The 24,318-nt window shown below is 68.2% G+C and carries 23 protein-coding genes; 4 read left to right on the top strand and 19 right to left on the bottom strand.

Features of this window, described 5'->3' with window-relative positions:
- Positions 1-118: 118 nt before the first annotated feature.
- The 7 genes from glnA to AC1VNM_RS00260 form a co-directional block, all read right to left on the bottom strand.
- Positions 119-1,537 carry a type I glutamate--ammonia ligase gene (glnA, locus tag AC1VNM_RS00290; RefSeq protein WP_377156747.1) on the bottom strand — a complete coding sequence of 473 codons (1,419 nt, stop codon included), beginning with the start codon at positions 1,535-1,537 and terminating at the stop codon, positions 119-121.
- Positions 1,538-1,780: 243 nt separating this feature from the next.
- The gene (locus AC1VNM_RS00285; protein ID WP_377156749.1) at positions 1,781-2,575 is read right to left on the bottom strand and encodes a competence/damage-inducible protein A; all 795 of its coding nucleotides are present in this window, start codon (positions 2,573-2,575) and stop codon (positions 1,781-1,783) included.
- Between the two features lie 54 nt (positions 2,576-2,629).
- Positions 2,630-3,607 (bottom strand): EI24 domain-containing protein, encoded by a 978-nt coding sequence (locus AC1VNM_RS00280; protein WP_483105456.1) that lies wholly within the window; start codon positions 3,605-3,607, stop codon positions 2,630-2,632.
- A complete protein-coding gene (locus AC1VNM_RS00275; protein WP_377156753.1) occupies positions 3,607-4,659 on the bottom strand; it encodes a sterol desaturase family protein in 1,053 nt (350 codons plus the stop codon). Before AC1VNM_RS00275 ends, AC1VNM_RS00280 begins: the two co-directional genes overlap by 1 nt.
- A gap of 71 nt (positions 4,660-4,730) precedes the next feature.
- Complete coding sequence (locus AC1VNM_RS00270) at positions 4,731-5,603, bottom strand: polysaccharide deacetylase family protein (RefSeq protein ID WP_483109216.1); 873 nt, start codon at positions 5,601-5,603, stop codon at positions 4,731-4,733.
- Between the two features lie 98 nt (positions 5,604-5,701).
- Entirely contained in the window at positions 5,702-6,730 is a 1,029-nt protein-coding gene (locus AC1VNM_RS00265; RefSeq protein WP_483105455.1) for a YncE family protein, read from the bottom strand.
- A gap of 293 nt (positions 6,731-7,023) precedes the next feature.
- Positions 7,024-7,836 (bottom strand): TIGR00266 family protein, encoded by an 813-nt coding sequence (locus AC1VNM_RS00260; protein WP_377162067.1) that lies wholly within the window; start codon positions 7,834-7,836, stop codon positions 7,024-7,026.
- A gap of 83 nt (positions 7,837-7,919) precedes the next feature.
- Between AC1VNM_RS00260 and AC1VNM_RS00255 the strand changes: the two genes are divergently transcribed.
- Positions 7,920-8,726 carry an IclR family transcriptional regulator domain-containing protein gene (locus tag AC1VNM_RS00255; protein WP_377156757.1) on the top strand — a complete coding sequence of 269 codons (807 nt, stop codon included), beginning with the start codon at positions 7,920-7,922 and terminating at the stop codon, positions 8,724-8,726.
- Between the two features lie 82 nt (positions 8,727-8,808).
- Here the strand turns inward: AC1VNM_RS00255 and phbB are convergent, their stop codons facing one another.
- The 3 genes from phbB to phaC all read right to left on the bottom strand — a co-directional run bounded on the left by phbB (position 8,809) and on the right by phaC (position 12,770).
- The gene (gene phbB, locus AC1VNM_RS00250) at positions 8,809-9,546 is read right to left on the bottom strand and encodes an acetoacetyl-CoA reductase (protein WP_377156759.1); all 738 of its coding nucleotides are present in this window, start codon (positions 9,544-9,546) and stop codon (positions 8,809-8,811) included.
- A 130-nt stretch (positions 9,547-9,676) separates the two neighbouring features.
- A complete protein-coding gene (locus AC1VNM_RS00245) occupies positions 9,677-10,864 on the bottom strand; it encodes an acetyl-CoA C-acetyltransferase (RefSeq protein ID WP_431102245.1) in 1,188 nt (395 codons plus the stop codon).
- Positions 10,865-10,976: 112 nt separating this feature from the next.
- On the bottom strand, positions 10,977-12,770 hold the full coding sequence (phaC, locus tag AC1VNM_RS00240) for a class I poly(R)-hydroxyalkanoic acid synthase (protein ID WP_483105454.1): 1,794 nt from the start codon (positions 12,768-12,770) through the stop codon (positions 10,977-10,979).
- A 149-nt stretch (positions 12,771-12,919) separates the two neighbouring features.
- Here phaC and AC1VNM_RS00235 point away from each other — a divergent pair, with 149 nt between their 5' ends.
- A complete protein-coding gene (locus tag AC1VNM_RS00235; protein ID WP_483105453.1) occupies positions 12,920-13,270 on the top strand; it encodes a hypothetical protein in 351 nt (116 codons plus the stop codon).
- On the opposite strand, the gene pgeF is transcribed toward AC1VNM_RS00235, so the two are convergent.
- Both pgeF and maiA read right to left on the bottom strand, forming a co-directional pair.
- Positions 13,190-14,011 carry a peptidoglycan editing factor PgeF gene (gene pgeF / locus AC1VNM_RS00230; protein ID WP_483105452.1) on the bottom strand — a complete coding sequence of 274 codons (822 nt, stop codon included), beginning with the start codon at positions 14,009-14,011 and terminating at the stop codon, positions 13,190-13,192. The two genes, AC1VNM_RS00235 and pgeF, sit on opposite strands and share 81 nt — an antisense overlap.
- 19 nt (positions 14,012-14,030) lie before the next feature.
- The gene (gene maiA, locus AC1VNM_RS00225) at positions 14,031-14,669 is read right to left on the bottom strand and encodes a maleylacetoacetate isomerase (RefSeq protein ID WP_483105451.1); all 639 of its coding nucleotides are present in this window, start codon (positions 14,667-14,669) and stop codon (positions 14,031-14,033) included.
- Between the two features lie 52 nt (positions 14,670-14,721).
- Here maiA and AC1VNM_RS00220 point away from each other — a divergent pair, with 52 nt between their 5' ends.
- Positions 14,722-15,270, top strand: coding sequence for an NUDIX hydrolase (locus AC1VNM_RS00220; RefSeq protein ID WP_377156768.1), 549 nt, complete (start codon positions 14,722-14,724; stop codon positions 15,268-15,270).
- Positions 15,271-15,285: 15 nt separating this feature from the next.
- Here the strand turns inward: AC1VNM_RS00220 and AC1VNM_RS00215 are convergent, their stop codons facing one another.
- The 4 genes from AC1VNM_RS00215 to AC1VNM_RS00200 form a co-directional block, all read right to left on the bottom strand.
- A complete protein-coding gene (locus AC1VNM_RS00215; RefSeq protein ID WP_377156770.1) occupies positions 15,286-15,570 on the bottom strand; it encodes a type II toxin-antitoxin system RelE/ParE family toxin in 285 nt (94 codons plus the stop codon).
- The gene (locus tag AC1VNM_RS00210) at positions 15,567-15,890 is read right to left on the bottom strand and encodes a hypothetical protein (RefSeq protein WP_377156772.1); all 324 of its coding nucleotides are present in this window, start codon (positions 15,888-15,890) and stop codon (positions 15,567-15,569) included. The genes AC1VNM_RS00215 and AC1VNM_RS00210 overlap by 4 nt, the downstream gene beginning before the upstream one ends.
- A gap of 108 nt (positions 15,891-15,998) precedes the next feature.
- Entirely contained in the window at positions 15,999-17,927 is a 1,929-nt protein-coding gene (locus tag AC1VNM_RS00205) for an EAL domain-containing protein (RefSeq protein WP_483105450.1), read from the bottom strand.
- Positions 17,928-17,949: 22 nt separating this feature from the next.
- Complete coding sequence (locus AC1VNM_RS00200) at positions 17,950-18,573, bottom strand: transglutaminase-like cysteine peptidase (protein WP_483105449.1); 624 nt, start codon at positions 18,571-18,573, stop codon at positions 17,950-17,952.
- Between the two features lie 220 nt (positions 18,574-18,793).
- Between AC1VNM_RS00200 and AC1VNM_RS00195 the strand changes: the two genes are divergently transcribed.
- Positions 18,794-19,660, top strand: coding sequence for an HDOD domain-containing protein (locus AC1VNM_RS00195; RefSeq protein ID WP_483105448.1), 867 nt, complete (start codon positions 18,794-18,796; stop codon positions 19,658-19,660).
- 120 nt (positions 19,661-19,780) lie between these two features.
- On the opposite strand, the gene AC1VNM_RS00190 is transcribed toward AC1VNM_RS00195, so the two are convergent.
- The 3 genes from AC1VNM_RS00190 to aceF form a co-directional block, all read right to left on the bottom strand.
- The gene (locus AC1VNM_RS00190) at positions 19,781-20,665 is read right to left on the bottom strand and encodes a delta(1)-pyrroline-2-carboxylate reductase family protein (protein WP_483105447.1); all 885 of its coding nucleotides are present in this window, start codon (positions 20,663-20,665) and stop codon (positions 19,781-19,783) included.
- Between the two features lie 26 nt (positions 20,666-20,691).
- Entirely contained in the window at positions 20,692-22,512 is a 1,821-nt protein-coding gene (lpdA, locus tag AC1VNM_RS00185; protein WP_483105446.1) for a dihydrolipoyl dehydrogenase, read from the bottom strand.
- Between the two features lie 110 nt (positions 22,513-22,622).
- Complete coding sequence (gene aceF / locus AC1VNM_RS00180; protein WP_377156782.1) at positions 22,623-24,314, bottom strand: dihydrolipoyllysine-residue acetyltransferase; 1,692 nt, start codon at positions 24,312-24,314, stop codon at positions 22,623-22,625.
- Positions 24,315-24,318: the final 4 nt, after the last annotated feature.

The raw sequence follows: 24,318 nt of genomic DNA, 5'->3' as shown, positions 1-24,318 counted from the left end.
GCAAGGACCGGCACGGCGCGCCAAAGAGAAAGGGACGGCCGGAGCCGTCCCTCTGCGTGGTCACGAACGTGCGGAGCGGGCCGTGCCGAAGCGGTCATGGCGCCCTCCGCGCGGACGATCACAGCGAGTAGTACATGTCGAACTCGACCGGGTGGGTGGTCATGCGGAAGCGCTGGACTTCCTGCATCTTCAGCTCGATGTAGGCATCGATGAAGCTGTCGGTGAACACGCCGCCCTTGGTCAGGAACGCGCGGTCCTTGTCCAGGTACTCCAGCGCCTGGTCCAGCGAGTGGCAGACGGTCGGGATCTTCGCGTCTTCTTCCGGCGGCAGGTGGTACAGGTCCTTGGTGGCGGCTTCGCCCGGATGGATCTTGTTCTCGACGCCGTCCAGGCCGGCCATCAGCAGGGCCGCGAAGGCCAGGTACGGGTTGGCCGAGGGATCCGGGAAACGCGCCTCGATGCGACGGCCCTTGGGGTTCGCCACGTACGGGATGCGGATCGAGGCCGAACGGTTCTTGGCCGAGTAGGCCAGCTTCACCGGGGCTTCGAAGCCGGGCACCAGGCGCTTGTACGAGTTCGTGCCGGGGTTGGTGATGGCGTTCAGCGCGCGGGCGTGCTTGATGATGCCGCCGATGTAGTACAGCGCGAAGTCGCTCAGGCCGGCGTAGCCGTCACCGGCGAACAGGTTCTTGCCGTCCTTCCACACCGACTGGTGGACGTGCATGCCCGAGCCGTTGTCGCCGACGATGGGCTTCGGCATGAACGTGGCGGTCTTGCCGTAGGCATGCGCGACGTTCTGGATGATGTACTTCTGCAGCTGCAGCCAGTCGGCGCGCTGGACCAGCGAGCTGAACTTGGTGCCGATCTCCATCTGGCCGGCGTTCGCGACCTCGTGGTGGTGGACTTCGACGGGGATGCCCATCTGTTCCAGGATCAGGCACATCTCCGAGCGCATGTCCTGGCCGCTGTCGACCGGGGGCACCGGGAAGTAGCCGCCCTTGACGGTCGGACGGTAGCCGCTGTTGCCGTGCTCGTAGTCCTTGCCGGTGTTCCAGGCCGCCTCTTCCGCCTCGATCTTGACGAAGGAGCCGGACATGTCGACGTTCCAGCGCACGCTGTCGAAGATGAAGAACTCGGGTTCCGGGCCGAAGTAGGCGGTGTCGCCCAGGCCGGACGACTTCAGGTAGGCCTCGGCGCGACGGGCCAGCGAACGCGGATCGCGCTCATAGGCCTTGCCGTCGGTCGGATCGATGACGTCGCAGCTCAGGATCAGGGTCGGTTCTTCGAAGAACGGGTCGATGTTGGCCGTGTTCGGATCCGGGATCAGCAGCATGTCGGACGCTTCGATGCCCTTCCAGCCGGCGATCGAGGAGCCGTCGAAGGCATGGCCCGACGTGAACTTGTCTTCGTCGAAATGGGAGACGGGCACGGTCACATGCTGCTCCTTGCCGCGCGTGTCGGTGAAGCGGAAGTCAACGAACTTGACTTCATGCTCCTTGACCAGGTTCATCACGTCGGCGACGGTCTTGGTGGCCATCAATCACTCCTAGAGGGGGCTGGATGAGAAAGAAAGAGTCGTGGGGCATCGGCCCAGCGCGGACGATTTAGCAGTTTGCATGCCAACAGATGGCGGCAAGGTGACAGTCAGGCGCCAGAGCGGTGCATGGCACGCAAGCCCTTGATGCCCAACGCGCCACACGGGGGCGGTGTCAGGCAACCAGAGAGAACCGCTGCCCGACCACGCCCGGCATCGTCCGGGCGACCTGCCCGAAGCGGTGCATCATCGCACCAATTCAGTGCTGATGACGGCACCAAACTGAACCACGCCCGTCCGCAGGGCAGCGTAGGCGGCGTCCATGGCGGCCGGGTCGCCCTTGACGCCCAGTTCGATGTGCCGGCCCCATTGCGGGTGGTCGACGCTGGGCAGCGAGAAGACCTTGATGCCGGGGAAGTCGGACTCGACGCGTTCCATCAGCGGCGTCAGGCTGGCTTCCATCGCGCCTTGCACGATCAGCGAGCGCTCCCGCGTGCCGACCTCGCGATGCAGGTCCGCGTGCAGGTGGTCCAGGACCCACTCGATCATCGGATGCGCCATCACCGGGAAGCCGGGGACGAAATAGGCGCGACCGACCGAGAAACCGGGGATCTTGTTGTACGGGTTCGGGATGATGGCGGCCCCTTGGGGGAACACGCCCATCTCCATGCGGCGCCGCGTGTCCGGATGGTCACGCTCGGGCGTCGTGCCCTGCTCCGCAGCCATCTGCTGGACGCGTTGCCAGATCAGGTCCGCGGCTTCGGGATGCAGCTCGAGCGGTCGACCCAGCGCCGCGGCCGCGGCCTGCCGCGTGTGGTCGTCCGGCGTCGCGCCGATGCCGCCGCAGCTGAAGAACAGGTCGCCGCTGTCGAAGGCGGCGCGGTACTCGCGGATCAGGTGCTCGCGGTCGTCGCCGAGGTACTTCGCCCAGGCGAGCGACAGGCCGCGCGCGCCCAGCAGCTCGATCACCTTGGACAGGTGCTTGTCCTGGCGTTTTCCGGAGAGGATCTCGTCGCCGATGATGAAGAGGCCGATGTTCATGCGGGGTTCCTGCGAAAGCGTGGGAGCGGAGGTCGGCGCGGGCCTGGATCGGGATCAGAGCGGCGACGGCTTGTTCTCGATGCGGGGCGTCGGACCGGGGGCCGGGTCTTGCCTGTCGTCGACATTCTCGACCTGGTCGACCTGGTCAAGGACACGCGGCGGTGCCGCCTCGTAGTTCGCCGGCAGCGCGTCCATCACCGGATCCGGCGCGCGATCGGCGACGGTGTCGGCGCGCCGCATCTCCTGCAGCGCGGCCAGCGCGTAATGCGAGAACCACAGCGAGCTGAACGCGAAAACCAGCGTGTACAGCCACACCGAGACCAGGATCAGCACCGGCGCGAAGGCGATCGTCAGCGCGCCCATCGCCCAGATCGCGGCGGGCGCCGCACCGAGGTAGCCGGTGGCCAGTCCGAGCACCAGCAGCGGCATCCGGTGCTCGGTGATCAGGCGGCGGCGCTCGGGGCCGGACGCGTGTTCGGCGAGCACGTCGAAGGTGAAGACGCGGTAGCCCAGCCAGCCCCAGATCAGCGGCGGCAGGATCAGCGCCAGCGGCGGGATCAGCCAGAACGGCAGCGACGCGACCAGCAGCACGACGCACAGCACCGTGTGGCCGAGCGACCAGCTCAGGCTCGCGACGAAACCCGCGCCGTGCTTGCGCTCCAGGCTGGCGAAGCGCCGCTGCGCGACCAGGTCCACCATCGACGGCGTCATCAGCAGCGCCACCAGCAGCAGGCTCAGCACGACCAGCGCCGGCACGGCCATCGCCAGCACGATGATGGGCGCGAGCACGGTGCGGAAGGACGCGGCGCCGAGGCTGTCCAGCCACTTCAGCATCCCGTCGATGAGACTCCACGACTCCATCGTGGCGCGCACGCCGGCGACCGCCGCTTCCCAGAAGAAGTAGCCGAGTCCGAACGCCAGCGCCGCCGACACGATCAACGGCAGCAGCGACAGGCCGATCACCCGCGGATGCAGGCAGTACGCGGCGGCGCGCCAGAACGAGTCCGCCAGGCGGCTCATCGGCTTGATCATCAGTCGTTCCCTCCGGCCGGCGCGCGGCCGGCGATGTCCATGGGCGCGCCGCCGGACGGGGTCGATCCGTTCCCGGGCGCGTCCGCGATCTTGTCACGCCCGACCATCCGCTTGAGCCCCAGCCACTGCTGCGCCCAGAAGCCGCGCCCGTAGTCGCGACCGCCCTCCTCCGGCAACTGGTCGCGCACGCCGGTCGGATCCCAGCGGTCCTCGAAGTTGGCGGTGCGGAACAGCACGTCCCAGATTGGGAACATCACCGCGAAGTTGTGGCCGCCCAAGGTGCCGCGGCCGAAGCCCTCATGGCCGATGCCGATCGAATGGTGCAAGCGGTGGAAGCGCGGGCTCACCAGCAGCCGCTCGCCGATCAGGCCGAAGGTCAGTCGCAGGTTCGCGTGCTGCAGGTTCTCCAGCAGCTGCGAGATCGCCACCAGCGCGACGAACTGTCCGGGACCGACGCCGATCAGCCGCGCCGTCACCGCGACGGCGCTGTCGATGATCAGGTCGTCGAGCAGATGGTTGCGGCTGTCGCTCCACATCGTCATCTGGCGCTGGCTGTGGTGCAACGAATGCAGTGCCCACCACCAGTTCCACGAATGCTGCGCGCGATGCAGCCAGTACATCAGCAGGTCGAAGGCGACGAGGTACACCACGAAGCTGACCCACGCCACGTCGGTGACGCCGGGCCACAGCGCGTCGAGCTGGAAGGTCGGGATGCCGTGCATGCGCATCTCGCCGACGGCGCTGTCGAACAGCGGTTCCAGCGAGAAGAACATCACCAGCCGGAACAGGCCCAGCCGCTGGATCAGCGTGTAGAGGATGTCGATGCGGATCGCGTGGCGGTCGGTGACGGCCTCGGCCGGACGCCAGCGCTGCAAGGCGCCGATCACCGCCAGCATGACGATGATCTGGATCAGGCCGACGAGCAGCCAGCCGGTCGCGTCGAACGCGTCCTCGAGCAGGTTGCCGTAACCCAGGTTGAAGACGATCGGTTGAATGACGCTTTCGAACAGCGCCTGCTGCACCTGTCCGAACAGATCGGTGAACCAGTCCATCACGCCGTCGGCCCTCCTGAAAATCGATGCATCGCCGCTTCAGCCTGGAAGCACGTCCACACGCCGACGCCTCAGCGCTTGAGCGCGTCCTTCGGGCCCGGCGCCCCGGCGCCACCGCCGGACGCCGCGGTGCCCGCGGCCGACGTCGCCTTCAGGGCGACCGCCTCCTGCGGCCTGCGCATCCACGCGACGTACTCCGGATGATCGCGCAACGGCGCGAAGCACATGCCCCGGGCTTTCAACCCTTGCAGCAGCGGTTCCAGCACCATCGGCGCCCAGGGGTCCTGCCGCGACCAGATGCCCAGGTGCGCCATCAGGATGTCGCCGGGCTTCACGCGTCGCAGCGCCTGATCGAGCAGCGCCTGGTTGGGAAACTTGTCGCTCGGCAGTTCGTCGCCGAGGAAACCCGACGCGCTCCAGCCCACATGCCGGAAGCCGCAGGCCTGCGCCGCCGCGAGCAGCGCCGGCGAGGTGCGCCCGGCCGGCGCGCGGAAGATCATCGACATCGGCCGCCCCGTCATCTCGAGGAAGCGCCGCGCGGGGCGCTTGAGCTCCTCGCAATACTCCGCCGAGGTCAGCACGACGTTCTGCGGCACCTGCTCGCCCGCCGCGCGCTTGAAGCGGAACTTCCCATCGGGCAGATCCGCCGACCAGGTGTCGTGGAACCAGGTGTGCGAGCCGAAGTCGTGGCCCTGCTCCGCCAGTTGCTTCCACCAGGGCGCCCACTTGTCGTCGAGCGTCTGGCCGCCGTCCATCGTCGGCTCCTGCGCCAGGAAGAACGTCGCCTTCGCGTCGAAGCGCTTGAGCGTGTCGACGATCAAGGGCGCGACCCCCATGTGGCCGGTGTCGAAGGTCAGGTAGACGGGTTTGTCGCAGGGCGCGGCGGCCGGTGCCGACGCGGACTGCGGCTGCGCCTGCACGACCGCGGTCAGGCCGAGCAGCAGCACCGCGCCATGACGCGACACCTGACGCAGCGCATGACGGCGCGCCTGGCGCAGGACGAACGAAGTCTTCACGGGCAGTGGCCTGGGTGGGGACGCGCTCACTGGCGCGGCATCTGGTCGAGCGTCCACACGCCGTGCGGCGACTTGCCGACCTTGACCTGCTGCAGGATCTGCTTGGTCTGCAGGTCCATCACCGTCAGCTTGCGGGCCCAGCGCGACGTGAACATCAGCGTGCGGCCGTCGGTCAGGATCTCCATGTCGTCCGGACCGCCGGGGGCCTTGAAGGTGTCGACGACCGTGAAGTCCGCCAGCGCGATCTTGCTGATCGTGTTGGCCGCGCGGTTGCTCACCAGCACATGCTTCCTGTCGCCGAGCGCGCGGAACGAATGGGCGCCGTCGCCGGTCTCGATGCGCTTGACCAGCTTGGGTTGCGCTGCGCTGACGTCGTAGACCTCGACGCTGCGCTCGCCGGTCAGCGCGACCAGCAGGTACTTGTCGTCGGGCGTCAGGTAGAGGTCGGCGGGCAGCTTGCCGACGGGGATCTTCCAGCGCGCGGCCATCGTGTTCAGGTCGATGGACAGCAGCTCGCTGCTGTCCTGCAGGCTCGCGTAGACGACGCTGCTCTTGCTGTCGATGGACAGGTGGCTCGGCGTCTTCGGCGCGGAGAAACGCTTGAACAGCGCCAGCGGCTGGGCCGCGTTCTGCGGCTGCCACTTGTAGATGTCGACGTGGTCCAGACGATTGCCGGCCAGCACCAGCCACTTCATGTCGGGCGAGAAGCGCAGGTGGTACGGATCGGGAATGCCCCGCACGGTGCGCTGCACTTCGGCCGTCACCGGATCGAGGAAGGTCAGGGAATCGCCCAGCGCGTTCGCCACGACCATCGTCTTGCGATCGGGCGTCAGGTAGAGGTGATGGGGTTCCTTGCCGGTCGGGATGCGCTTGAGCTCGCGGAAGTCCTTCGGGTCGATGACGCTGATGTCGGCGTCCAGCGAGTTCAGCACGAAGATGGGACTGCCGACGGACGCGAAGGCGGCCGGGGCCGCGGTCAGCGCGCCCAAGGCGGTAACGACCAGGGCGGTGACGGCCAGGGCGGCCCGCACGGGCCGCACGAGGGAAGACAGCATGGAGATCCTCAACAGGAGATGCCCGGCGCGCCCAGCGCCACGCAGCCCTCAAGTGTAGGCGGGTTCACCCTAGGTCCCGGCCGGAACAGGACCGCGCCGCCCCTGCTGATGCGGGCTTGGGCGCCAGACAGGTCCGGGGCGTGAGCTGATCTTGAGCGATTCGAGGCGCCGCCTTCACGCCGCCAGCGCGCCAGGCACGGAGCGGTCGTCTGGGCCCGCCGTTGCATCCGGTTGCGCCAGACTTGCCGCCAGCGTTGCGGCAAGTCTGCGCATGGCGAACTTCGCCCGACGGCTTATTCGTCGTCGCCGCCCAGCAGGCCACCCAGCAATCCGCCGCCGGCGATGCCGGTCAACAGGCCGCCCTCTTCCCGCGAGCCCCCGCGTTGCGGGGCTGCGGCGAAGACACGCGAGGCCAGGCGCGAGAACGGCAGGCTCTGCAGCCAGATCTCGCCGGGGCCGGTCAGCTTCGCCAGGAACAGACCTTCGCCGCCGAACAGGGCGGTCTTGATCTTGCCTACGTACTGGATCTCAAAACTCACGCTGGGCGTGTAGGCGACGACGCAGCCGGTATCCACCAGCAGCGTCTGACCCGGCTGGAGCGTACGTCGAACCACGGTACCCCCTGCATGCACGAAGGCCAGCCCATCACCATCGAGCTTCTGCATGATGAACCCTTCGCCACCGAAGAAGCCAGTCGACAGGCGCTGCTGGAGTGCGATCCCCAGCGACACGCCGCGGGCCGCACACAGGAACGCATCCTTCTGGCAGATGAGCGTGCCCCCGAGCTTGCCGAGATCCATCGGCAGGATCTTGCCGGGATACGGCGCCGCGAAAGCGACCCGCAACTTCCCATGACTCTGGTTCGTGTAGACCGTGGTGAACAGCGATTCACCGGTCACCAGCCGCTTGCCGGCGCCCAGCAACTTCCCGAAGAAACCGCCCTGGTTGGCGGACCCGTCGCCGAACACCGTGTCCATGCCGATACCGGCATCCATGAACATCATGCTGCCGGCTTCACCGATCGCTGCTTCGCCGGGGTCGAGTTCGACCTCGACGAACTGCATCTCGGCACCCTTGATTTCGTAGTCGACTACATCCATGGCCATGGTCTTCACCTTCTGTCTTTTCACCCGGAAACGGGCGCGATATTAACGTCTCGCGGCCTTCCTATACTGCGGTCATGACGCCCATGTCTCCTGACGAAAGCGCACCCAACACCCCCCTGAAGCCCGGCGACAGCTACGTGCAATCCTTCGCACGCGGCCTGTCGGTGATCCGGACCTTCGATACCCACCACGCCCGGCAGACGCTGACGGAAGTCGCCAAGCGCTGCGGACTGACGCGCGCCGGCGCGCGTCGCATCCTGCTGACGCTGCAGACGCTGGGCTACGTGAGATCGGAGGGGCGGCTGTTCGAGCTGACGCCGAAGATCCTCGACCTCGGCTTCGCCTACCTGTCCTCGCAACCGCTGTGGCGCTTCGCCGAGCCGGTGGCCATCCAGCTGGCCAACGACCTGCGGGAGTCCGTCTCCATCGCGGTGCTCGACGGCGACGACGTGGTCTTCGTGCTGCGCGCGCCGCTGCGCAAGATCCTGTCCGACCCGATGGGCATCGGCAGCCGTCTGCCGGCGTGGGCGACGGCCACGGGTCGCGTGCTGCTGGCCTCGCTGACGGTCGAGGAACGCGAGACCCGCGTGGCGCAGGTGCAGCTGGCGCGACGCGCGAGCAACACCGTGCGCTCGCACGAGGAGCTGCGCGCCGCGATCGAGCAGGCGCGGCGTCAGCACTGGTGCCTGGTGGACCAGGAACTCGAGGATGGCGTGCTGAGCGTCGCCGTGCCCATCACCGGCCGTGACGGCCGGGTCGTGGCGGCGATGAATGTCAGCACGCATGCCTCGCGCACGCCGCCGCAGCTGCTGCTGGAACAGAGCCTGCCCAAGCTCCAGGCGGCGGCGCAGAACCTGTCGCAGCTGCTGGTGCTGATGAAGAAGGACTGAGGCTGAAGGGCGCAGTCTTGCGTCCAGCAACGACGAAGGGCTGCCGAGGCAGCCCTTCTTCATTGGAACCGGCGCCTGGCGCTCAGCCCATGTGCAGCCCACCGTTGCAGCTGAAGTCCGCGCCGGTGGTGAAGCCGGACGTCTCGCCGGCGAGCCAGCCAACGATCGAGGCGATCTCCTCGGGTTCGCCCAGGCGCTTCACCGGGATGCCCGCCACGATCTTCTCGAGCACGTCGGGCCTCACCGCCTTCACCATGTCGGTGCCGATGTAGCCCGGGCTGACGGTGTTCACCGTCACGCCCTTGGCCGCCAGCTCCTGCGCCAGCGCCATCGTGAAGCCGTGCATGCCGGCCTTCGCCGCCGAGTAGTTGGTCTGACCGACCTGGCCCTTCTCGCCGTTGACCGACGAGATGTTGATGATGCGCCCCCAGCCCTTGTCGACCATGCCCGGCACCACCTGCTTGGTGACGTTGAACATGCTGTTGAGGTTGGTGTCGATGACGGTGTCCCACTCGTCGCGGGTCATCTTGAGGAACATGCGGTCCTTGGTCACGCCCGCGTTGTTGACCAGCACCTCGATCGGTCCGTGCTCCGCGATCGTGCGATCGAAGGCGGCGACGGTCGAGTCCCAGTCCGCCACGTTGCCGACCGAGGCATAGAACGTGTAGCCCAGCGCCGTCTGCTCGGACAGCCACTTGGCGTGATCGCGGCTCGGACCGCAACCGGCGATGACCTTGAAGCCTTCCTTGTGGAGGCGCTGGCAGATGGCGGTGCCGATGCCGCCCATGCCGCCGGTGACGTATGCAACTTTCTGACTCATGCTTGCCTCCTGTATGACCCCCCGGTGCGCCGCGTCCGCGGTCGGGGTGCCTGGAATATCGGTACGGGAAAGACGCGAAAAAACCACTCCGGAACGAAGCGGGAAAGAAGCCGGGAAATCGCTGATCGCTTCAGCGCTCGACGCACAGGGCGACGCCCATGCCGCCGCCGATGCACAGGCTGGCGATGCCCTTCTTCGCATCGCGCTTGATCATCTCGTGCAGCAGCGTGACCAGGATGCGGGCGCCGGACGCGCCGATCGGATGGCCCAGCGCGATCGCGCCGCCGTTGACGTTGACCTTGCTGACGTCCCAGCCCATCTCCTGATGCACCGCGCAGGCCTGCGCGGCGAAGGCCTCGTTGATCTCGAGCAGGTCCAGGTCCTTGGGCTGCCAGCCGGCGCGCTGGAGCGCCTTCCTCGACGCCGGCACCGGGCCCATGCCCATGGTCTTGGGATCGACGCCGGCGCTCGCGTACGAGGCCAGGCGCGCCAGCGGCGTCAGCCCCAGCGACTTGGCCTTGGCGTCGGTCATCAGCACCAGGCCCGCGGCGCCGTCGTTCAGGCCCGACGCATTGCCGGCCGTCACCGAACCCGCCTTGTCGAAGGCGGGCTTCAGGCCGGCCAGCGCTTCGGCGTTGGACTTGCGGTTGATGAACTCGTCGGCCGAGAACACCACCGGATCGCCCTTCTTCTGCGGGATCGTGACCGGCACGATCTCGGCGGTGAAGCGGCCCGCGTCCTGCGCCGCGGCGGCCTTCTGCTGGCTGGCCAGCGCCAGCTCATCCTGCTGCGCGCGGCTGACGTGGTACTCCTTGGCCACGTTCTCGGCGGTGATGCCCATGTGGTACTGGTTGTACACGTCCCACAGGCCGTCGGTGATCATCGTGTCGACCAGCTTCCAGTCGCCCATGCGCTGGCCTTCGCGCGAGCCCGGCAGCACGTGCGGCGCCAGGCTCATGCTCTCCTGGCCGCCGGCGATGATGATGTCCGAATCGCCGTCGCGGATCGCCTGCGCGGCCAGCATCACGGCCTTCAGGCCGGAGCCGCAGACCTTGTTGATCGTCAGCGCCGGCACCGTCACCGGCAGGCCCGCCTTGATGACGGCCTGGCGCGCCGGGTTCTGCCCGACGCCGGCCGTCAGCACCTGGCCGAGGATGACCTCGTTGATCTGGTCGGGCTGCAGGCCGCTTCTGCGCAGCAGCTCCTGGATGACGATCGCGCCCAGCTCGCTGGCGGGGGTCTTCGACAGCGTCCCTCCGAATTTGCCGATCGGCGTGCGCGTCGCGGCGACGATGACGATGTCTTGGGGTGAACTCATGACGGTCTCCTTTTTCGAAACTGCTGGACGGCGGGCGTCAGCGGGTGACTGCTGGATGAACTGGCGGAATCAACTTTGAACCGGATGGGTTCTCACTGCGCGGGAGTGGGTTTCACGCGCGCTGCTTCACATAGCGGCCTGGCGCCGGCTCGATGGCCTCGTGGCCGTGACCGCCCGGCTTGCGCGGTGCCGCCTTCTGCGGACCCGCGTGGCCGGCCAGCCACTGCGACCAGTCGGTCCACCAGCTGCCGGGATGCTCGGTGGCGCCCTGCAGCCATTGCTGGTGATCGGCGGGCAGCGCCGCGCCTTTCCCCAGCCAGTGGCTGCGCTTCTTCTTCTCCGGCGGATTGATGACGCCGGCAATGTGCCCGGACGCGCCGAGCACGAAACGCTTCTTGCCCTTGAACACCTGCGTGCTGCGGTAGGCGGCGTCCCACGGGACGATGTGGTCCTCGCGCGAGCCGTAGATGTAGACCGGCGCCTGGATCGCGCCGAGGTCGATCTTCTCGCCGCAGACCGTCAGTTGACCAGGCACGCGCAGGTCGTTCTGCAGATAGGTGTGGCGCAGGTACCAGCAGTACATCGGTCCCGGCAGGTTGGTCGCGTCGCCGTTCCAGTACAGCAGGTCGAAGGCCGGCGGCGCATCACCCTTCAGGTAATTGCCGACGACGTAGTTCCAGACGAGGTCGTTGGGGCGCAGGAAGCTGAAGGTCGTCGCGAGCTCCTGGCCCTTGAGCAGGCCCGGACCGCTCACCGCCTGGTCGCCGAGCGTCATCTCGCGCAACTGCACGGCCTGCTCGTCGATGAACAGGTCCAGCACGCCGTTGCTGCTGAAGTCGATCAGCGTGGTCAGCAGGGTGACGCTTTCGGCGGGCTGCTCGCCGCGCGCGGCCAGCACGGCCAGCGCGGTCGCCAGGATCGTGCCGCCGACGCAGAAGCCCAGCGTGTTGATCGTGTCGGTGCCGGCGATCTCGCGTGTGACCTCGATGGCCTTGATCGCGGCGCGGCCGATGTAGTCGTCCCAGGTCCAGTGCACGCAGTCCGCGTCGGGATTGCGCCAGCTCACCACGAAGGTGCGGTGCCCCTGCGCCACCGCGTAGCGGATCAGCGAGTTCTCCGGCTGCAGGTCGAGGATGTAGTACTTGTTGATGCAGGGCGGCACCATCAGCAGCGGCCGCGCATGCACCTTCGCGGTGAGCGGCTTGTACTCGAGCAGCTGGAAGAACTCGTTCTCGAAGACGACGTTCCCTTCGGTCGTCGCGACGTTGCGGCCGACCTCGAAGGCGGATTCGTCGGTCTGCGACACGTGCCCGCGCCGCAAGTCGGCCATCAGCAGCTGCAGCCCGCGCGACAGGCTTTCGCCCTGCGTGTTCAGCGCGCGCTGCTGGGCTTCGGGATTGAGCGCGAGGTAGTTGCTCGGCGAGGCCGCGTCGACGAACTGCTGCACCGCGAAGCGGACGCGCGCCCGGGTCTTGTCGTCGGCCTGCACCTGGTCGGCCATCCGCTGCAGCGTCTTCGCGTTGAGCAGGTAGAGCTGCGCGGTGAAGTGGGCCAGACGGTTGTCGTTCCAGGACGCGTCGGCAAAGCGGCGGTCCTTCAGCGCAGCGGTCGCACCGGAGACCGTGGCGGACGCCGTCGAGGCGGCGGTCGCGCCGTGCGCGGCGGCCTGCACCGCCGCCTGGGAATCACCGAGCGCGGCGTTCCACAGCTCGCCGGCCTCGCGGACGTACTCGGACTGCAGCCGTGACCAGGCATCGGCGGGGATCTGCATGGCCTGCAATTGCTTGAAGGCATCGCCGAAGCCATGCGACAGACTGCTGGCCGTCTGTTGGGCCTGCTGGGCCCAGTGTTCGAAACCGTGGACCGATGCGCCGGGGAACCCGGCCGCGGCGTTGTTCGCGCTCATGTGTCTCCTCATGCCGACCTGAGCAAGAAGCTTGCCACAGCCGGTCACGCGGATCGACGGGGAGGCTTCGCATATGCTCAGGCGCTTTGTAGCCCGACCAGCTTACCCCCGCGTGACGCTGCTGTCGCGAAGAGCCGAGGAAATCGTTGATGTATCTGGTGGCCATCGCCTGGATGTACGTGGTGCTGATGATGGCGGTCGTCGAGGCCTTCAGCTCGCAGGGTTCGGTGCTGGGCGCACTGATCACCTTCGTGTTCTACGGCGTGGTACCGCTATCGATCGTGATGTACCTGATGGGCACGCCCGGGCGGCGCGCCGCACGCCGGAGAGCCGAAGCGTCCGGAAAGCCGCATGACGACGGCGAAGGCGATGTTGCGCCGATGCCGACGTCGAGTCCGATGCAGGCGGCCGCGCCGGCCTCAACGCAGCCGGATGACCGCAGCCATGCGCCCGCTGCGCAGTCGGGTGACGCGTTCGTGGCGGAACGAAAAGAACCGTGACGGCTCGCTGAGCGTGCACCAGCCGCCGCCGCTGACGGCGGCGATGCCGAGCGCTTCGAGTCTGCGCCGCGCCAGGCCGTAGAGATCGGCGCGCCAACGCGCCTCCCCCTGTTCGTTCGGCTGGAAGCGGAACATCGGCTGATCCTGATGGCACGGCTCCGCGCCGAAGGCCGCGAGCACGTCGGCACCGACCTCGAACTGCGCCGGTCCGATGCACGCGCCCATCCAGGCGCTGATCTCGCGAGGCTCGCAGCGCACGGCCTCGCACATCGCGGCGACGGTGTTCTCCAGCACGCCGCCCGCGAGACCTCGCCAGCCCGCATGCGCGGCACCGACCACGCCCGGTCCGGCGAACAGCACCGGCAGGCAGTCCGCCACCATCACCGCGCAGGCGAGCGCGGGATCGGTGCTGACGGCGGCGTCGGCGGGCTCGGGATCGGCGCCGGGAAGCGCGTGCTCGGCGCGAAGTCGCAGCACGGTGGTCCCATGCACCTGCTTCAGGAACACGGGCAGGCCGCCAATGGCGACCGCGACACGCCGGCGGTTCTCGGCCACATGCGCCGGATCGTCGCCGACCGAACGTCCGAGGTTGAGGCTCGCCAAGCCGCGTTGATCGTCGGGCGCTTCCGGCCCGCCGCTGACGCCGCCAGCGCGCGTGGTCATGAAGGCATCGACGTGCGACACGCTCCAAGCCGGCCGCAGCCAGTCCGGATGCGACGTCGCGGTGAACGCGTCATCCACGCCGCTCGTCTCCCTCCTCTCATTCGGCATCGGGACAGGCGCTCGGCTGCGTCTTGCTGAAAGCATCCAAGGCCATGCAAGCCTCGAAGATCTTCATGACCGTCGGCACGTGATCGAGCCGGCTGTTGAAACGCTGCGCATTGAAGATCTGCGGCACGAGCACGCAATCGGCCATGGTCGGGCTGTCGCCGAAGCAGAAGCGGCCCGATCTTCCTTCGACCTTCAAGCGATGCTCGACGACCGCCAGCCCGCTCTCGACCCAGTGATGGATCCAGCGGTTCTTGTTGTCATCGCCGACGCCGAGGTCCTTCACCAGGTAGCGCAGCACGCGCAGGTTGTTCAGCGGATGGATCTCGCAGGCGATGTCCTGCGACAGCGCGCGGATGTAGGCGCGGCTCAGCGCGTCGCCGGGCAGCAGCGGCGGCTCGGGGTACGTCTCGTCGAGGTATTCGATGATCGCCATCGACTGCGTGACCAGCGCGTCGCCGTCCTTGAGCAGCGGCACCAGGCGCGACGCGGACACGGCGGCGTAGGACTCGTTGAACTGTTCGTTCTTCGCGAGGTGGACGGACTTGTAGTCGAAGTCCAGGCCCTTGAGCGCCATCGCGATGCGGACGCGGTACGAGGCGGACGAACGGAAGTAGTTGTAGAGCTCCATGGCCGGCGATGATGCCACGGAGGCCCTGGCGGAGGCCGGTACACTGCGGGCCATGTTCCAAGCGCGGCGCTACCAGCATTGCCCCACCTGCGGCGGCCAGATCGAATACCGCGTCCCGGCCGATGACAACCGGGAGCGCGCGACCTGCACCGCGTGCGGCGCGATCCATTACGAGAACCCGTTGAACGTCGTCGGCACCTTGCCGGTGTGGGGCGATCAGGTGCTGCTGTGCAAGCGCGCGATCGAGCCGCGGCTCGGCAAGTGGACGCTGCCGGCGGGCTTCATGGAACTCGGCGAGACGCTGGCCGAAGGCGCGGCGCGCGAGACGGTCGAGGAGGCCGGCGCGCAGATCGAGCTGCAGAACCTGTACTGCGTGATGAACGTGGTCCGCGTCGGGCAGGTGCACACCTTCTACCGCGCGAAGCTGCTGAGCCCGGCGTTCGATCCGGGCCCCGAGACCCTCGAAGCGAAGCTGTTCCACGAGCACGAAGTGCCCTGGGACGAGATCGCCTTCCACACGATCCGCGAAGCGCTGCAGCGCTTCTTCGAGGACCGCCGCAGCGGCAACGGGTATCCGTTGCATACGGCGGATATCGACTGAGCATCAGGTCTCGGCTCAGATTGGCAGTGGCCGCAGTTGAGCGGTGTGCCAGAACCCGACGACCTGGATCACCACCGGTTCAACGACGTAGCGAAGCACATACTGCTTGCTTCGTCCGAGTCCCCACTCGCGCGTGCGAGTGCTCACGGGTCGACCAAACTCCGGATTGCGCGCAAGCAACTCTGAAGCATTGCGCACGTCGCGCATCAACCGGTCCGCAGCCTGCTGGCTGTGTTCCTCCAGGTACCGTCGTTGCTGCTTGAGTTGAATGGCGGCGGATGGGGTCCAACGAACCCTCATTGCGCCTCACCCCGCTGCTGGCGCGTTTCTTCCTCGATCTCGGCCATGAGGTCTTCATGAGAGATCGTGTCGCCACGAAGTGCGGCCTTCACCGCGTTGTCTTCCTGACGCTCCATGAGCACCTCATGAAGAGTGACATCCGGCTCGTTCGGGTCGGTGCGTTCAACCCAGCGCTTGACGAGGAACTCGACGAGATAGTCCATGTCCACAGTCAAGCGCGCTGCAAGCGCTTCGACGCGAGCCTTGAGCTTCTCATCGATCTGGACACGGAAATCGGCGCGAGGCATGAAGAATTCGGGGGCCTGTAGGAGTGCGGACATTCTGCACCTGCTCATTCAAAAACAAGAGGAAGGTGCGGATTCTCAGAGCTTCAAAACACTTGGCAAGAGTGCTTGACGGAGGTCAAGCGATTCACCGACTTCGATGAGTCAGGGCTTGATTTCCTGCGCCGACGCCCATGGTCCGGTGATGCCGTCGAGTTCGCAATCCCAAAGCGCCTGTGCGTCGAGCGCATCGGTAACGCCTTCCGCATAGACCTTCAGAGAGAGGCTGCGCAGCATGACCACCAGGCTGCGCACGAAAGCGGCGCGCGCCACGTCCGCCGACACGCCGCTGACCACCGAGCTGTCGAGCTTCACGTAGTCCAGTCCGGCCTGGAAAAGACGGTCGATTTGAGCCAGTCCCGCCCCCGCGTGTTCGAGGCCGAGCTGCACGCCCAACGGGCGCAATTGACGACCGAGTTCCTGCAGCGCCTCGAAGTGCTGCACCGCCGCCGGCTCGGCCAGTTCGAGGCCGATCTGCCGCCGCACCGCGGCCGGCGCGGCCTGCACCAGTTCGCGCGCACGGGCGATGAAGCTGCCGTCGTTCAGCGACGCCGGCGCCACGTTGACGCAGCGCATCCGCCCGTCACGCTGCGTGGCCTGCAGCGCCAGTGCCAGCGCCTGCAGATCCGCCTCGGCGCTCAGCCGATGGCGCAGCGCCAACGGCAACCAGCGCGCCGCGGGCTCGAACTCGCCGACCGGATTCAGCTTCAGCTGCAGCGGGCATTCGAGATGCAAGACCTGACGCTCGCGTCCGATCAGCGGGAACTCCAGCAGCCGGCTGCGCTGGTGCGCCAGCGCGTCCGAGATCAGCGCGCGCCACGCCCGCTCGCCCTGCGCGACCTCGTCCGACGGCGGCGCCTCGCGCAGCTCCAGCACGACGCCCTCGCCCTGCTCGGCCTTCGCCAGCGCCGCGTCGGCCGCGGCGAACCAGGCGCTCATCGGCTGGTCTCGCATCAGCTCGACCGCGCCCAGCGCGACGCCGACCCCCGAGCCCAGGTTCTGCAGGCCGGCCCGCAGCGCATCGGCCAACGCCTGCGCGGTGTCGCCGACCACGTTCGGCGCCGGCAACCACAACGCGAAGTCCGAGCCGTTGAGCCGTCCCGCGAGGCAGCCGCGCACCTGCTCCGGATACACCCGCAGCGCCTGCGCGATCGCCGTCAGCGCCTGATCCGTCGCGCCGTGCCCGAGGCGCTGGTTCAGCCCCTGCAGGTCCCGCAGCCGCACCAGCACGAGGCCCGCGCGCAGCGGACCGTCGTCGCGCTCCAGCGCCGAGTTCAGCTCCGCCACGAACTGCCGCCGATGCGACAGGCCCGTCAACTCGTCGCACAGCAACTGGTGATGCAGCGTGCGCAGCTGCTCGGCCTGGGCCTCGAACATCTGCCGCGTGCGCACCACCATCGTGTTCATGGCGCTCGTGAGTTTGCGCATCTCCGGCACGCGCGGCTCCAGCACGGTTTCGAAGCGCCCTTGCGACACGCCCTCGGCCTGCCGCACGGCGGTGTCCAGCGGCCGGCGCAGCCGCGCCAGCACCGCCGCCGCCGCCACGCCCGTCAACACGCCCACCGCGATCAGCCACAGGGCCGTGCTGAGCGTCGCGCGCCACAGCGCCTCGTGCACGTAACCGGTCTGGCCGCGCAGCTCGATCTCGCCGGCGGCCTTCCAGCCGTCCGACACCTTCGCCACGCCCGGCGCCACGTCCAGCGGCAGCAGCGCGACGAACCATCGCGGCGCGTGCGAGACCTGCGGCGTCTCCAGATGGCGCTCGAACACCTGCGCGCCGCTGCCGTCACGCCAGCGCACGCTCTCGTACGCGCCTGCGTCGAATTGCGCCGAGATCAGCAGCGACATCAGCTCCGCGTCGCCCTTCTGCTGCGACAGCGTCAGCGCCAGTGCATTGGCGTTGTCGGCGTTCTTCAGCTGCGCCTGCGTCTGCAGCAGCTCGCGCAGCGACCAGGTGCTCACCGCGACGCCGCCCAGCGCCGAAGCCAGTACAGCGCCCAGGACCAGCCACCAGATTTGTCTTATCAGGGACATGTCTTGAATTCTCCGTCGCCCATCAGAAGCCCTCCGCCTTCGCCTTCGCCAGCAGGTCGCGCCACAGCGACAGACGGACCAGCGGATTCCCCGCCGTCGTGGCGCCGACGCCGCTCCACAGACCTTCGCCGTTGAAGCTGAACACCGGCGTCAGGTCCGGCCGCAGCGACGCGGGCCGGATCTCCGGATTGATATTGTCCAGAATCAAGGGCTCCGCCTCCGGCTGCGCATAGTAGGCCAGGACCATGTGCGCCTGCGGCCGGCCCTGGAACTGCGCCCGCACGTACACCATCCGCAGCCTGGACTGCGGCACGCCGGCGCTCAGCAGGCTCATGTACTTGGCGATCGCGTAGTCCTCGCAATCGCCGGCGCCCTTGTCCAGCATCTCCAGCGGCGTGGCCCAGTAGTCGACCTGACCCCAGACCTCGATGTCGTCCTTGAACGCCACCCGCTGGTTGAAGAAGCTGTTGACCGCCGTCAACCGGTCGCGTTCCTCGGGCATCGCCGCCGCGCGATCGGCCATCTGGATCATGGCCTTCACCGACGCCTGCGTCTTCGGCGACAGCTTCGCCGCGGATTCGGTCAGCTTGTCCTGGTCCCACCCCCAGGCCAGCGCGGACCACAGGCCCGCCGCGGACACCAGCACGGCCAACGCCCGTTGCGCCGGCCGGATTGTCCGGCCTGCGCGTGACGTTGCACGAGTGACGAAACGTGACATGCGCTGCAATGTATCTGCCCCGACGCGCTCCGGCGGGCGAAGTGCGACATGCGATGCGCCCCCGGGGACGCCCCTTCCGACAAGCGGCAATTTGCCGCATCCCCCGCGCGCCTCGGGTCGGAGAGCGCCGGGATAATCCGGCTCTCACATGAAGACCCAAGCCATCCGCCAGGAACTCGATCAGGCACGCGCCAACGGCCCGCTGCGCCAGATCCAGATTCCGCCCTGCCCCGAGCTGCTGCAGCGCCTGCGCGCGGTGATGGCACTGCCTCAGCCTGACCTCCACGAAGTCGGCCGCGTCGCCGCCGCCGACGTCGCCATGTCCGCGACGCTGCTGCGCGTGGCCAACAGCCCCTTGCATCTGGTGGCAGGCAACGTGCCTTGCACGACCGTCGGCCAGGCGATGTACCGCCTGGGCCTGGATGAGAGTGTCGCGCTGATGCAGGCCTTCCTGGTCCGTCATGCGATCCCCGTCAACAGCCCGCACCTGCTGCGCTTCTGGCAGCGATCGACCAAGCGTTCGGTCGCGATGGGCTTCATCGCCGGCCAGTTGCCCGGCATGCGCGTCGACCTGGCGCAGAGCTACGGCCTGTTCTGCCATGTCGGCATGCCGGTGCTGCTGCAGAGCGTGCGCGGCTATGGCGCGACGATGGTCGAAGCCGCCGCCCGCATCGACCGCCCCTTCATCGCGACGGAGAACGCCAACCACCGCACCGACCACGCCGTCGTCGGCGCGCTCGTGATCAAGGTCTGGCACCTCGCGCCCGAACTGATGACGGCGATCCGCCTGCATCACGACTTCGAGGCGCTGAAGGACGGAAGCATCGAGCCGGAGATCCGCTCGCTGATCGCCGCGGGCCTGATCGCCGAGCACCTGATGCGCCAGCACGAGGGGCTGGACGAGGACGTCGACTGGGCCGCCAACCGCGACGCGGCGCTGGCCTGGCTGCACCTGTCCGAGGACGAGCTCGAGCAGTGGGACGACGCACTGCGTCCGTTGCTGGACGAGGCCTGAGTTCGGCTTGCGGGGCCAGGGGGCCGGCCCTCATACGTCTCGCAGGCTCCACAAATCGGGCCGGCCCCCTGGCCCCGCACGCCTCCAGCTCGTGGTGGGCGTCGGCGTGGCGTGCGACGGTCAGGTGGCGCGTACGGCCACACGGGCAGCCGCGAGGTCCCAACGCGCGCAACCGACACTTTTGAACAGCCGCGTGCGGCCGTCGTTCACGGGCCGTTGGCCGAGCACGAGGTCGTCGAGCGCGTCCTGCGGCTCGAAGCGGCCGGCCGCCATCAGGTCGCCGGCCTCGGCCTGCGCGCCGACCGGGTCGTCGACCCAGATCTGCGCGCCGCGGACCAGCTCCTGCGGCAGCTCCACCATGTCGTCGCGGAACGCGCCGACACCGATCACCACCGCGCCCTCGCCCACGCCGGGACGCAGCACCGGCACGCGACTGGTGGTCGCGCACACGATCACGTCCCAGGGGTGACGCGTCTGGGATTCCGCCGGCAGCGGCTCGACGCCGAGTTCCTCGACAAAACCTGGCACCGTCTGGTGTCCTTGCACGTGGATCGTCGCCTGCGGATGCAGCGCCTGGAGCGCCTCCACATGCGCGCGCGCCTGCACGCCACCGCCGACCACCAGCACGCGGCGCGGCGCCTTGCGGATCAGGTGCTGCAGCGCCAGCATGCTGACGGCCGCCGTGCGGCGCGCCGTCAGCGCGGGCCCGTCCAGCACCGCCAGGCGCTGGCCGGTGCGGCTGTCCAGCACGACGACCTCGCCCGAGATCGTCGGCAGGCCGAGCGCCGCGTTGAGCGGATGCACACTGACGAGCTTGGTGATTGACAGCGTGTCGCTCAGGCAGGGCATCACCAGCAACACGCCGTCCTGGCGCAGCGGCAGCACCTGCCGCGGCGGACAGGTGAGCCGGCCGTCGCGATGCTCGCGGCAGACCGTCGCGATCTCCTCCATCAGGGGGGACCACGGGAGCGCGCGCGAAGTCGCGGCGGCGTCGAGGACCAGCATCCGGGCGCGTGCTCCGTGGACGGCGCTTACTTGCGCGGCGGCGGGACGTCGGTGCACGAACCGTGCGCGACTTCCGCGGCCAGACCGATCGACTCGCCCAGCGTGGGGTGCGGGTGGATCGTCTTGCCGATGTCGACGGCGTCGGCGCCCATCTCGATGGCCAGCGCGATCTCGCCGATCATGTCGCCCGCATGCGTGCCGACGATGCCGCCGCCGATGATGCGGTGGGTCTCCTCGTCGAACAGCAGCTTGGTGAAGCCCTCGTCGCGGCCATTGGCGATCGCGCGGCCGGAGGCCGACCAGGGCAGCAGGCCCTTCTTGACCTTGATGCCGCGGGCCTTGGCCTCGTCCTCGGTCACGCCGACCCAGGCCACTTCCGGATCGGTGTAGGCGACGCTGGGGATCACGCGCGCATCGAAGCGCGACTTGGCCAGCGCCTCGTCGCCGAGCAGCTCGCCGGCGATGACTTCCGCCGCCACGTGGCCCTCATGCACCGCCTTGTGCGCCAGCATCGGCTGGCCGACGATGTCGCCGATGGCGAAGACGTTCGCGACGTTGGTGCGCATCTGCACGTCGACCGGGATGAAGCCGCGATCGCTCACGACCACGCCGGCCTTGTCCGCGCCGATCTTCTTGCCGTTGGGCGTGCGGCCCACCGCCTGCAGCACCAGGTCGTAGACCTGCGGTTCCTTCGGGGCGCCCTCGCCTTCGAAGGTCACCTTGATGCCTTCGGGCGTCGCTTCCGCGGCCACGGTCTTCGTGTTCAACATGATGTTGTCGAAGCGCGGCGCGTTCATCTTCTGCCAGACCTTGACCAGGTCGCGGTCCGCGCCCGTCATCAGCGTGGGCAGCATTTCCACGACGTCCAGGCGAGCGCCCAGCGTCGAGTAGACAGTGCCCATCTCCAGGCCGATGATGCCGCCGCCGACGATCAGCATGCGCTTGGGGCGGCTGGTCAGCTCGAGCGCGCCGGTCGAGTCGATCACGCGCGGGTCGTTCGGCATGAAGGGCAGGCGCACCGCCTGCGAGCCGGCCGCGAGGATGATCTTGCGGAACTTCAGCGTCTGGGTCTTGCCGGTGCGCTCCTGGGCCTCGCCTGCGGTCTCCTCGACCGACAGGTGGTTGGCGTCCAGCAGCGTGCCGTAGCCGCGCACGACCGTGACCTTGCGGCCCTTGGCCATGAAGGCCAGGCCGCCGGTCAGCTTGCCGACGACCTTCTGCTTGTGCGCGAGCAGCTTGGGCAGCTCGACGGTCGGCTCGCTGAACGAGACGCCCAGATCGGCGAAGTGCTTGACTTCGTCCATCACCGCCGCGACGTGCAGCAGCGCCTTGGACGGGATGCAGCCGACGTTCAGGCAGACGCCGCCCAGCGTGGCGTAACGCTCGACGATCGCGACCTTGAGGCCGAGGTCGGCCGCGCGGAACGCCGCCGAGTAGCCGCCAGGACCGCCGCCGAGCACGATCACGTCGTACTCGCCTTCGGCCGGGCCGGTGTAGGTCGCGGCTTGCGGAGCCGGCGCCGCGGGGGCGGGTGCAGGCGCAGCCGTCGGAGCGGGCGCCGCTGCGGCCGGAGCCGGCGCAGCAGCGGCCGGCGCCGGAGCAGCGGCGGCATCGCTCTCCAGCACGACCAGCAGGTCGCCCTGGTTGAGCTTGTCGCCCAGCTTGACCTTGAGTTCCTTGACCACGCCGGCGACGGAGGACGGGATTTCCATCGAGGCCTTGTCGGACTCGACGGTCACCAGGCTCTGCTCGACCTTCACCGTGTCGCCGACCTTGACCAGGACTTCGATGATCGCGACGTCCTTGAAGTCCCCGATGTCGGGAACCTTGACTTCAACTTGTGCCATGTTGTCTTTCACTCATGGATTCTTAGCGCGCCCGGCCGGCGCCGGGCCGCCCCAAGGCGGCCGGGCACCCGCCCGGCGGGTGGCGGCGGTATCCCGCCGCCGGGTGCCCATCACAAAACGATGCGGCGGAAGTCCGCCAGCAGGGACGCGAAGTACACATTGAAGCGTGCGGCCGACGCGCCGTCGATGACACGGTGGTCCCAGCTCAGCGACAGCGGCAGGATCAGGCGCGGCTGGAACTGCTTGCCGTCCCACACGGGCTGCGTCGAGGACTTGCACACGCCCATGATCGCGACTTCCGGTGCGTTGATGATCGGCGTGAAGTAGGTGCCGCCGATGCCGCCCAGCGACGAGATCGAGAAGCAGCCGCCGGTCATGTCGGCCGGGCCGAGCTTGCCGTCGCGGGCCTTCTTGGCCAGCTCCGACATCTCCTGGCTGATCTGGAAGATGCCCTTCTTGTCGCAATCGCGGATCACCGGCACGACCAGGCCGTTCGGCGTGTCCGCGGCGAAGCCGATGTGGAAGTAGTTCTTCAGGACCAGCGTGTCGCCGTCGAGCGAGGCGTTGAATTCGGGGAACTTCTTCAGCGCCGCGACCGTCGCCTTGATCATGAAGGCCAGCATCGTGACCTTGATGCCGGACTTCTCGTTCTCCTTGTTCAGCTGGACGCGGAAGGCCTCCAGCTCGGTGATGTCCGCATCGTCGTGGTTGGTGACATGCGGGATCGTGACCCAGTTGCGATGCAGGTTGGCGCCGCTGATCTTCTTGATCCGCGACAGGTCCTTGCGCTCGACCGGGCCGAATTTCTCGAAGTCGACCTTGGGCCAGGGCAGCAGGCCGGGGAAGGCGCCACCACCGGCAGCGCCGCCGGCAGGCGCCGCCGCCTTCTGCGCGACGGTCTGCGTCGTGCCGGCCATGACGGCCTTGACGAAGCCCTGCACGTCGGATTCGGTGATGCGGCCCTTGGCGCCGGACCCCTTCACCTCGTCGAGCGGCACGCCCAGTTCGCGGGCGATCTTGCGGATGCTCGGCGACGCGTGCGGCAGCTTGCCGGAGGGCTTGGTCGGCTCGTGCGGCGGCAGCGCGGCGGTCGGGACCTGACGGTCCGACGGCGCCGCGACCGGCGCGCTCGCGGCGGCCGGAGCCGGCGCGGCGGCAGCCTGCGCCGGAGCGGGCGCGGCAGCAGCCGGGGCGGCGGCACCGCCAGCGGCTTCGATCACGGCGATCTTCGAGCCCTTGGCGACCTTGTCGCCGAGCTTGACCAGCAGCGCCTTGATCACGCCGCCATGCGACGACGGGATCTCCATCGAGGCCTTGTCGCTCTCGACGGTGATCAGGCTCTGCTCCTGCTTGACCGTGTCACCAACCTTGACCAGCACCTCGATCACCGCGACTTCGTCGAAATCGCCGATGTCGGGCACGACGATGTCCACGGCACCCGCCGGTGCAGCAGCAGCGGCCGGCGCGGCGGCCGGCGCCGCTGCGGGTGCAGCCTGCGGCGCGGGCGCCGGAGCAGCGGCCGCCGGAGCGGGCGCGGCGGCGGCCGGCGCCGGAGCACCCGCGGCATCGCTTTCGAGCACGACGATCAGGTCACCCTGGTTGATCGTGTCGCCGATCTTGACCTTCACCTCCTTGACGACGCCCGCCACCGAGGACGGGATCTCCATCGAGGCCTTGTCGGACTCGACGGTCAGGAGGCTCTGTTCGACTTTCACCGTGTCGCCGGGCTTGACCAGCAACTCGATGATCGCGACGTCCTTGAAGTCCCCGATGTCGGGAACCTTGACTTCCACCAATGCCATTTGT

It is taken from the genome of Mitsuaria sp. MSU3D, assembly GCF_056867975.1.
The sequence above is the reverse complement of the archived record's forward strand: the minus strand, read 5'-3'. Positions and strand labels throughout refer to the sequence as shown.

Coding starts and splice junctions, on each gene's coding strand:
- glnA (WP_377156747.1), bottom strand. CDS start 1,537: ATGGCCACCAAGACCGTCGCCGACGTGATGAACCTGGTCAAGGAGCAT.
- AC1VNM_RS00285 (WP_377156749.1), bottom strand. CDS start 2,575: ATGAACATCGGCCTCTTCATCATCGGCGACGAGATCCTCTCCGGAAAA.
- AC1VNM_RS00280 (WP_483105456.1), bottom strand. CDS start 3,607: ATGATCAAGCCGATGAGCCGCCTGGCGGACTCGTTCTGGCGCGCCGCC.
- AC1VNM_RS00275 (WP_377156753.1), bottom strand. CDS start 4,659: ATGGACTGGTTCACCGATCTGTTCGGACAGGTGCAGCAGGCGCTGTTC.
- AC1VNM_RS00265 (WP_483105455.1), bottom strand. CDS start 6,730: ATGCTGTCTTCCCTCGTGCGGCCCGTGCGGGCCGCCCTGGCCGTCACC.
- AC1VNM_RS00260 (WP_377162067.1), bottom strand. CDS start 7,836: ATGGCCATGGATGTAGTCGACTACGAAATCAAGGGTGCCGAGATGCAG.
- AC1VNM_RS00255 (WP_377156757.1), top strand. CDS start 7,920: ATGTCTCCTGACGAAAGCGCACCCAACACCCCCCTGAAGCCCGGCGAC.
- phbB (WP_377156759.1), bottom strand. CDS start 9,546: ATGAGTCAGAAAGTTGCATACGTCACCGGCGGCATGGGCGGCATCGGC.
- AC1VNM_RS00245 (WP_431102245.1), bottom strand. CDS start 10,864: ATGAGTTCACCCCAAGACATCGTCATCGTCGCCGCGACGCGCACGCCG.
- phaC (WP_483105454.1), bottom strand. CDS start 12,770: ATGAGCGCGAACAACGCCGCGGCCGGGTTCCCCGGCGCATCGGTCCAC.
- AC1VNM_RS00235 (WP_483105453.1), top strand. CDS start 12,920: ATGTATCTGGTGGCCATCGCCTGGATGTACGTGGTGCTGATGATGGCG.
- maiA (WP_483105451.1), bottom strand. CDS start 14,669: ATGGAGCTCTACAACTACTTCCGTTCGTCCGCCTCGTACCGCGTCCGC.
- AC1VNM_RS00220 (WP_377156768.1), top strand. CDS start 14,722: ATGTTCCAAGCGCGGCGCTACCAGCATTGCCCCACCTGCGGCGGCCAG.
- AC1VNM_RS00215 (WP_377156770.1), bottom strand. CDS start 15,570: ATGAGGGTTCGTTGGACCCCATCCGCCGCCATTCAACTCAAGCAGCAA.
- AC1VNM_RS00210 (WP_377156772.1), bottom strand. CDS start 15,890: ATGTCCGCACTCCTACAGGCCCCCGAATTCTTCATGCCTCGCGCCGAT.
- AC1VNM_RS00205 (WP_483105450.1), bottom strand. CDS start 17,927: ATGTCCCTGATAAGACAAATCTGGTGGCTGGTCCTGGGCGCTGTACTG.
- AC1VNM_RS00195 (WP_483105448.1), top strand. CDS start 18,794: ATGAAGACCCAAGCCATCCGCCAGGAACTCGATCAGGCACGCGCCAAC.
- AC1VNM_RS00190 (WP_483105447.1), bottom strand. CDS start 20,665: ATGCTGGTCCTCGACGCCGCCGCGACTTCGCGCGCGCTCCCGTGGTCC.
- lpdA (WP_483105446.1), bottom strand. CDS start 22,512: ATGGCACAAGTTGAAGTCAAGGTTCCCGACATCGGGGACTTCAAGGAC.
- aceF (WP_377156782.1), bottom strand. CDS start 24,314: ATGGCATTGGTGGAAGTCAAGGTTCCCGACATCGGGGACTTCAAGGAC.